Source organism: Streptomyces sp. R-07 (genome assembly GCF_049913175.1).
Lineage (GTDB): Bacteria > Actinomycetota > Actinomycetes > Streptomycetales > Streptomycetaceae > Streptomyces.
The window spans coordinates 650,168-659,620 of record NZ_CP183978.1 but is presented as its reverse complement, the minus strand read 5'-3'; the positions used below and the strand labels follow the sequence as shown (position 1 = coordinate 659,620).

The following is a 9,453-nucleotide window of genomic DNA, read 5'->3' as shown; positions in this document are numbered from 1 at the left end:
GTGGGGTCAGAGTTCGGAGTCGATGAACGCGAAGAGTTCGTCGACCGACGCCGACTGGACCCGTGCGGACAGATCGTCGTCGTCGGCCGTGGCCCGCTGGGCCGGGACCCGGGCCACCAGGGCCTGGAGTCGCTGGACGATCTCGGCCCGGACGTCGTCCCGGGTGTCGTCCGGCAGCTCGACGAGTGCCGCTTCCAGCCGGTCGAGTTCGACCAGGCCGGGGACGGACGTCGAACCGTCGGAGCCGCCCTCGGACTCCGTGTCGGCCGGGGCCAGTTCGTCGTGCAGATGAGCCACGACGGCCAGCGGTGTCGGGCAGTTGAAGAGGAAGGTGGCGGGCAGCCGCAGACCGGCGCTGGTCTGCAGCCTGTTGCGCAGTTCCACGAGGGTGAGTGAGTCGCAGCCCATGTCCTTGAAGGGCCGGTCGGCGGGGATGCCGGCCGCAGAGGAGCGGCCGAGCACGGCGGCGGTCTGCACCCGGACGAGGTCGAGGAGGAGCTCCTCGCGCTCGGCCGGGTTCAGCACGGCGAGCCGGTCGCGCAGGGTCTCGGTCGTCCGGGGCGCCGCCGCGGTCGGCGCCTGCGCCGGTCGGGGGGCGGCCGGAGCCAGTTCCCGCAGCACGGTGGGCAGTTGAGCTCCCAGCGCGCCGAGCGCGGCACGGTCGAGGGGCGCGGGGACGAGCGTGGGGGAGTCCACGCGCAGGGCCGCGTCCAGCAGGGCCAGGCCCTCGGCCCGGTCGATCGGCGCGAGGCCGGTCCGGGCGATCCGGCCGCGGTCGGCCTCGGACAGGGCGCCCGCCATTCCGGAGGCACCCGGCCTGCCCGCACTGTCCGCCCACATGCCCCAGGCCAGCGAGAGCGCCGGGAGCCCCTGCGCCGTGCGGTGGTGGGCCAGGGCGTCCAGGGAGGCGTTGGCCGCGGCGTAGTTGCCCTGGCCGGCGCCGCCGATGACGCCCATGACGGAGGAGAAGAGGACGAAGGCCGCGAGGTTCTGGTCCGCGGTCAGCTCGTGCAGATGGCGGGCCGCGGTGGCCTTGGCGGCGAGCACGGTGTCGAGACGCTCGGGGCTGAGCGCGGTGATCACGCCGTCGTCGAGCACACCCGCCGCGTGGAAGACGGCGGTGAGCCGCACGCCGGCAAGGAGTCGTGCGAGCGCGTCACGGTCGGCGGTGTCGCAGGCCGCGAGCGTGACCTCGGCCCCCAACTCGGTGAGTTCGGCGGAGAGTTCTTCCGAGCCGGGTGCGTCGGGTCCACGGCGGCTGACCAGGAGCAGGCGACGGGCGCCGTGCTCGGTGACCAGGTGCCGCGCGACAAGGCCGCCGAGGGCACCGGTGGCGCCGGTGATCAGGACCGTGCCCTCCGGGTCGAGGACAGGGGGAAGGGTGAGGACGACCTTGCCGATGTGGCGCGCCTGGCTGACGTACCGGAAGGCGTCCGGTGCCCGGCGGACGTCCCAGGTGCTCACCGGCAGCGGCGTCAGAGCCCCCGAAGACAGCAGGCTCATCACGGCCGTGAGCATGTCGCCGATGCGCTCGGCCGGTTCCTGGAGCAGGTCGAAGAAGCGGTAGTCCACCCCGGGGTGGTCGGCCGCGACCAGCGCCGGGTCGCGCAGATCGGTCTTGCCCATCTCCACGAAGCGGCCGCCGTGCGGCAGCAGCCTCAGGGACGCGTCCACGTACTCACCGGCGAGGGAGTTCAGTACGACGTCCATGCCGCGGCCCTCGGTCGCCGCGCCGAACGCGGCTTCGAAGTCGAGGGTGCGGGAGGACGCCAGGTTCGCCCCGTCCAGGCCGAGATCGCGCAGGGCGTCCCACTTGCCGGGGCCCGCCGTGCCGTAGACCTCGGCGCCCAGGTGCCGGGCCAGCTGGACGGCGGCCATGCCGACGCCGCCGGCGGCGGCGTGGATCAGGACGCGCTCGCCCGAGGTCAGGCCGGCGAGGTCGACCAGCGCGTGGTAGGCCGTCAGGAACACGATCGGAGCGGACGCCGCCTGGGCGTACGTCCAGTCGGCGGGCATGACGGCGACCAGCCGGTGGTCGGCGACGGCCGTCGGACCGAACGCCCCGGAGAGCAGGCCCATGACCCGGTCGCCGACGGCGAGACCCGTGACGCCGGGCCCGACCTCGGTGACCACACCGGCCCCTTCGAGGCCGAGCGGACCGGGATCGCCGGGGTAGAGACCCAGTGTGCCCAGGACATCGCGGAAGTTGACGCCCGCGGCGCGCACGGCGATGCGGACCTCGCCGTCGCCCAGCGGGGCCAGTGCCTCGGGGAACGGTTCGAGGGCGAGGTGGTCCAGGGTGCCGCGCTCGCGCACCACCATCCGCCAGGCGGCCGTGCCGGCCGGTGGAACCAGGGCGCTGCCGGCCGTCGCAGGACCGAGCCGGGGCACGAGCAGGGCCCCGTCCCGTACCGCGAGTTGAGGCTCTGCGCCGATGAGCGGCAGCGCGGTGCGGCAGTCCTCGGCCGTCTCCACGTCGAGGAGTCCGACCCGGCCGGGGTTCTCGGTCTGCGCCGAGCGCGCCAGCCCCCAGACGGCCGCGATGTCGGGGTCCGCGTCGGCGTCCGGCGCGGTGGCCACGGCATGCCGGGTGACGAGCACCAGGCGGGAGTCGGCGAACCGGTCGTCTGCCAGCCAGGCCTGGAGCAGAGCGAGCGCCCGGTGCGGGGCGGGTTCCGTGAGATCCGCGCTGTCCGTGAGGTCCGCGAGCGGGGCGAACACCACCGAGGGGACGAGCAGTCCGCCCTCGACGGCCTGGCCCAGTGCAGCGAGGTCCGCGTAGCGAGGGCCGACGCCCAGGTCGGTGGAGCCGAGCGCGACGGCGCGCGGCGACGGTTCCGGGTCGCCCGTGGCGGGCTTCCAGTCCAGGCGGTGGAGCGAGCGCGGGACGGCCACGTCGTCGCTCACCGGGCGGAGGACCAGCTCCTCGACCTCGGCGACCACCGCGTGGGACTCGTCGAGCAGGGTCAGCGACACCGCGTCCGGTCCCGTGCCGTGGATCAGTACACGGGCGGAACGGGCGCCGGGCTGGTGGACGGTCACGCCGCGCCAGGAGAAGGGCAGCAGCCGGCGGCCGCCGTCGTCCAGGGCGGTCATGACGAGGGGGTGCAGGGCCGCGTCGAGCAGCGCCGGGTGCAGCCCGTAGGAGGCGGCGTCGGTGACGGTGGCCGGCAGGGCGACCTCGGCGAGGAGGTCGGTGCCGTCCCGCCACGCGGCGCGCAGGCCCTGGAAGACCGGACCGTAGGCGTAGCCCGAGGCGGCCAGTTCGTCGTAGCAGCCGTCGACGGGCAGCGGTTCGCCCTCGGTGGCGGTTCGGGCCGCGGCGGGAGCGGGGGCTCCGTCGTGCGGGGCGAGGGCGCCGGTGGCGTGCAGGGTCCACGGCTCGACGGCGCCGTCCGGCGTCTCGGCGCGGGCGTGCACGGTCACCGCGCGCTGACCGTCGTCGCCGGGCGCGGCCACGACGACCTGCACCTCGGTGCGGCCCTCCTCCGGGATCACCAGGGGAGCGAGCAGCGTGAGTTCGGCGACATGCGGCGTACCGGTCTGCGAGCCCGCGCGGGCGGCGAGTTCGAGGAAGGCGGTGCCGGGCAGCAGGACCGAGCCGAGGACGGCGTGGTCGGCGAGCCAGGGGTGGGTACGGCGGCCGAGCCGGGCGGTCAGGACCGCCTGCCCGGATTCGGCGAGCTCGACGGTGGGCCCGAGCAGCGGGTGCCCGGCCGGTCCCTCGGTGCCGTGCGCGGTGAGCCAGTAGCGCTCCCGCTGGAAGGCGTACGTGGGCAGGGCGGGCGTCCGGCCCGGGCCGAAGACGGCCTTCCAGTCCGGGCTGCGGCCGCGGACGTACAGGGAGCCGAGGGCGGAGGCCAGGGTGCGGCGCTCGGGCCGGCCGCGGCGCAGCACGGGGACGAACGCCAGCGCGTCGTCGTCCAGACAGTCCTGGCCAAGGGCCGACAGCACACCGTCCGGACCGAGTTCGAGGAAGGTCCGCATCCCGAGGTCGTGGAGCGCGGCGAGGCCGTCGGACATCCGCACCTCCCGGCGCACCTGCCGCACCCAGTAGTCGGCGGTGACGTCGACGGGCCGGCCGGTGACGGTGGACACCATGGGGACGCGCGGCTGCGCGTAGCTGATCCCCGAGGTGACGGCGGCGAAGTCGTCGAGCATCCCGTCCATGCGGTGGGAGTGGAAGGCGTGGCTGACGACGAGCCTGCGGGTCTTGCGGCCGGTGGCGGCGAACGTGGCGGCGATCTCCTCGACGGCCTCGACGTCGCCGGAGACGACGACGGCCAGCGGGCCGTTGACGGCGGCGATGCTCACCTCGTGCTCGCGGCCCACGAGGAGCGCGCCGACCTCGTCCTGCGAGGCCTGGACGGCCATCATCGCGCCGCCGGACGGCAGCGCCTGCATCAGCCGGCCGCGTGCGGCGACGAGGGCGCAGGCGTCGGGCAGGGTGAGGATCCCGGCGACGTGAGCGGCGGCGAACTCGCCGATGGAGTGGCCCAGTACGGCGTCGGGGGCCAGGCCCCGGTGTTCGAGGAGCCGGAACAGAGCGACCTGGAGGGCGAAGAGAGCACACTGGGTGTTCTCGGTCCGGTCGAGCGCGTCCGCGTCGTGGAACATCACCTCGCGGATCGGCGGCATGCCGGGCACGGAGGCACGGCAGGCGTCGAGTTCGGCGCACACCGCGTCGAGGGCGGCGGCGAAGACCGGCTCGCTCTCGTACAACTCCCGTCCCATGCCGACGCGCTGGCTGCCCTGACCGGTGAAGAGGTAGGCGAGTCCGTCGTCGGTGCGCGCCGTGCCGAGGGCCAGGGCGGAGTGCCCCTCGCCGCGGCCGAGCGCCGCAAGCGCCGCGACGGCCTCCGTGCGGTCCTCGGCGGTGACGGCCGCGCGGTGGTCGAGAGCGGTACGGGTGGTGGCGAGGGCGCGGCCGAGGTCACGGGCGGACACCTCGCCGAGGACGTCGAGCGCGTCGACGAGTGCGGCGGCCTGGGCGCGGAGCGCCGGCTCGGTACGTCCGGACAGCACCCACATGGCGTCGGCGACGTCGTCCCCGGCGTCGGTGCCGGGCGTGACGGGCTCGGCGGGAGCCTCCGCGAGGACGACGTGGGCGTTCGTACCGCTGATGCCGAAGGACGACACGCCGGCGCGGCGGATCCTGTTGTCCGTGGCGGGCCAGGGGCGGGGCTCGGTGAGGATCTCGACGCCGCCGTCGGCCCAGTCGACGAGCTCGCTGGGCTTGCCGACGTTGAGGGTGGCGGGGAGTTCGCCGTGGCGCAGGGCCATGACCATCTTGATGACGCCACCGACACCGGCGGCGGCCTGGGCGTGCCCCAGGTTGGACTTCAGCGACCCGAGCATGAGGGACCGGCCGTCGCGCTCGCTGCCGTAGGTGGCGAGGAGGGCCTGTGCCTCGATGGGGTCGCCGAGGACGGTGCCGGTGCCGTGGGCCTCGACGGCGTCGACACCGGAGAAGGTCACGCCGGCGTCCTGGACGGCGGCCCGGATGACGCGTTCCTGGGCGGGGCCGCTGGGTGCGGTGAGTCCGTTGGAGGCACCGTCCTGGTTGACGGCCGTGCCGGCCACCACGGCGAGCACGGTGTGGCCGAGGCGGCGGGCGTCCGAGAGGCGCTCGACGACGAGCACGCCGACGCCCTCGGCCCAGGCGGTGCCGTCGGCGTCCGCCGAGAACGACTTGCACCGGCCGTCGGTCGCGAGCCCGCGCTGGCGCGAGAACTCGACGAAGATGCCGGGTGTCGACATGACCGTCACACCGCCGGCGAGGGCGAGCGAGCACTCGCCCGACCGGAGGGCGCGGACCGCGAGGTGCAGCGCGACGAGGGACGACGAGCAGGCCGTGTCCACCGTCAGGGCGGGACCCTGCAGGCCCAGGGTGTACGCGACGCGGCCCGAGGCCACGCTCGACGTCGTCCCCGTGAGACCGAACCCGGCGGCGCCCGCACCGGCCTCGCCGAGCCGCGGACCGTACTCCTGGGCCATGACACCGGCGAACACCCCGGTCTGGGTGCCGCGCAGGGAGTCGGGGGCGATGCCGGCGCGCTCCAGGGCCTCCCAGCACACCTCGAGGTAGGCGCGCTGCTGCGGGTCCATCGCCAGCGCCTCGCGCGGCGAGATCCCGAACAGTTCGGCGTCGAACTCCGCGGCGCCTTCGAGGAAGCCGCCGTTGCGCACGTAGGTGGTGCCCACGTGGGCGGGGTCGGGGTGGTAGAGGCCGTCGAGGTCCCAGCCCCGGTCGGCCGGGAATCCCGAGATGACGTCGCGCTGCTCGGCGACGACCCGCCACAGAGCCTCGGGGGAGTCCACCCCGCCCGGGAAGCGGCAGCCGATGCCGACGATCACGACGGGGTCGTCCTGGTCCGCACGGGCCTCGGGGGCCGCCGCGTCCTGCTGGGAGTCGGCGAGCACCGCGGCCAGCCGGGCGGGGCTCGGGTGGTCGTAGACCACGGTGGTGGGGAGCTTGCGCCCGGTGGCGGTGACGAGCCGGTTGCGCAGCTCGACGACCATCGCCGAGTCGATGCCCAGCTCCTTGAACGTCCGCCGGGGCTCGACCTCGGCGACGGAGTCGTAACCGAGTACGGCGGCGGTGTGCGCCCGTACCAGTTCCAGGGCGGCGGGGCCGGTCAGCGAGCGGTTCGGCTCGCTCTCGTGGTCGTCCGCGGTGTCCTCGGGGAGCGCCGCAGGCCCGGACGACACGGCGGCCGTCGGCAGGGCCCGGGCGGCGTGGGGCTGCCCGGAGATCCAGTGGCGGCGGCGCTGGAAGGCGTACGTCGGCAGCTCGGCCCGCCCGGTACCGGCGGGCAGGACGGCGGACCAGTCCACCTCGGCGCCGTCGCAGAACGCCTCGCCGAACGCGAGCAGCAGTCGCTGCGGTCCGCCCTCCCCGCGGCGCAGGGTGCCCAGTGCGGCGACCGGCAGGTCGGCTGCCTCCGCGGTCTGCTGGACGGCGAGCGCCAGGACGGGGTGCGGGCTCATCTCGATGAACAGCTCGTGCCCCGCGTCGAGGAGCGCGCGTACGGCGGGCTCGAACCCGACGGGCTCCCGCAGGTTGCGGTACCAGTAGTCGACGTCCAGCTCGGAACCGTCGAGGGCCGTGCCGGTGACGGTGGAGTGCAGCGGCACGCTACCGGTGCGGGGCGCGATCCCGGCGAGCTCGGCCGGCAGCGTGTCGCGCACGGCGTCGACGTGCGGGCTGTGCGAGGCGTAGGCCACCGGGACGCGCCGGGTGCGGATGTCCTTCTCGCCGTACTGCGCGGCGAGGGCGTCCAGGGCGTCCCCGTCACCGGCGACGACGGTCATGCCGGGCGAGTTGACGGCGGCCACGCTCAGCCGCGGGTGTCCGGCCAGGTCGGCGCGGACCCGGTCGGCGGGGAGCGACACGGTGAGCATGCCGCCGCCGCGTCCGGCGAGCGCGCCGAGGGCCGTGCTGCGTACGGCGATCAGCCGGGCCGCGTCGTCCAGGGTGAGGGCGCCGCTGACGGTGGCGGCGGCGATCTCGCCCTGGGAGTGGCCGACGACCGCGGCCGGTTCGACGCCCGCGGCCCGCCACAGTGCGGCGAGTCCGACCATCACGGCCCACAGGGCGGGCTGCACGACGTCGTCGCGGTCGAGGGCGGGCGCGCCGTCGCGCCCGCGCAGGACGTCGGTCAGGGACCAGTCGCGGTACGGGCGCAGGGCGCGCTCGCAGTCCTCGACGACCCGGGCGAACACGGGTGCGCTGTCGAGGAGTTCGGCGGCCATGCCGGCCCACTGCGAGCCCTGGCCGGGGAAGACGAACACCGCCTCGCGGACGGCCCGGTGACTGCTGCCCTCGACGACGGCCGGGGTCACCCGGGCGTCGACGACCGCGTCGAGGGCGGTCAGCAGGGCGTCCCGGTCGCCGCCGGTCAGCACGGCCCGGTGGCTGAAGGCGGTCCGGTCGTGGGCGAGGGCCCGGGCGATCCCGGCGACGTCGAATTCCGGGTGCTCGGTGAGGTGCTCGCGCAGCCGGGCGGCCTGGGCGCGCAGCGCCTTGTCACCGCGTCCGGACAGCACCCACGCGAAGGACTCGGATTCATCCGATCCATTTGTGTGGTCCGGCTTGTCCTCGACGGTCGAGGAGGCCCCGCCCGGCCATTCGCCGAGTACCAGATGGCAGTTCGTACCGCCCATTCCGACCGAGGTCACACCCGCGAAGAGCGGCCCATCGGGATTCGGCCACGGCCCGGTTTCGGTGGCGGCGGCGAGTCGCAGTTCCTCGAACGGGATCTGCGGATTGGGGGTGAGATAGTTGAGCGTTGGAACGAGTTCCCGCTCTTTGAGGCAGAGAATCGTCTTGACGAGCCCCGCTATGCCCGCGGCCCCTTCGAGGTGGCCGATGTTCGTCTTGACGGAGCCGAGCCTGAGCGGATTGTCCGGGGTTCGGGAAGAGGCGAACACGGCGCCCAGAGCAGAGGCTTCGATGGGATCGCCGACCCGGGTGCCCGAACCGTGGATTTCGACGTACTGAACTTCTTCCAGCGGTATTCCGGAGTTTACCCAGGCGTCACGTATGACGCGTTCCTGGGCTTTCGCATCGGGGGTGGGAAGCGTGTCGCTCGCGCCGTCGCTGCCGACGGCTCCGCCGTGCAGCAGACAGTGGATCCGGTCCCCGTCGGCGAGGGCCCGGCTGAGCAGCTTCAGCGCCACCACACCGCCGCCCTCACCCCGGACGTAGCCGTTCGCCCGGGCGTCGAGGGAGTGACATCGGCCGTCGGGCGAGAGGCTGCCGAAGGCCGCCAGGGCCTGGGTGCTCTCCGGGGCGAGGTTGAGGTTGACGCCGCCGGCCAGCGCCGTCACGGACTCGCCGCGGCGCAGGCTCTCGCAGGCGAGATGCACCGCGACCAGCGAGGACGACTGCGCGGTGTCGACCACCATGCTGGGGCCCTGCAGTCCGAGGACGTAGGAGACCCGGTTGGCGATGATGCCGCGATGTAAGCCGGTCACGGTGTGCGCGGAGGTCGCGTCGGGGCCGGCCGCGTGGGTGAGGGCCGCGTAGTCGTCGGCGATCGCGCCGACGAAGACGCCGGTGGCGGTGCCGGCGAGCGTGGCCGGGACGATGCCGGCGTCCTCCAGCGCCTCCCAGGCGAGCTCGAGGACGAGCCGCTGCTGCGGGTCCATCGCGGCGGCTTCACGCGGGGATATCCCGAAGAATTCGGCATCGAAGGCGTCGACCCGGGGAAGGAATCCGCCGGGGCGCGGCGACCCGTCGTCGAGAGTGGCGAGGTGCGCGCGATCCGCGGGCGGCTCCGCTATGGCGTCGCGGCCGTTCCTGAGGAGATTCCAGAATTCGGCGGGATTCGCTCCGCCGGGAAATCGGCAGGAGAGTCCGACGACGGCAACGGTCCGGTCGTCGATCTGATGGGATGTCAGGTGTTTTTGTTGATCCCCGAACGGCTGTGTCGGGGTCCCCTCCACATC

General features: G+C 74.3%; 1 protein-coding gene. It reads right to left on the bottom strand.

Annotated features, from left to right (window positions below):
- Nucleotides 1-6 precede the first annotated feature (6 nt).
- The gene (locus ACN9M0_RS03135; protein ID WP_426405273.1) at nucleotides 7-9,405 is read right to left on the bottom strand and encodes an SDR family NAD(P)-dependent oxidoreductase; all 9,399 of its coding nucleotides are present in this window, start codon (nucleotides 9,403-9,405) and stop codon (nucleotides 7-9) included.
- Nucleotides 9,406-9,453 lie beyond the last annotated feature (48 nt).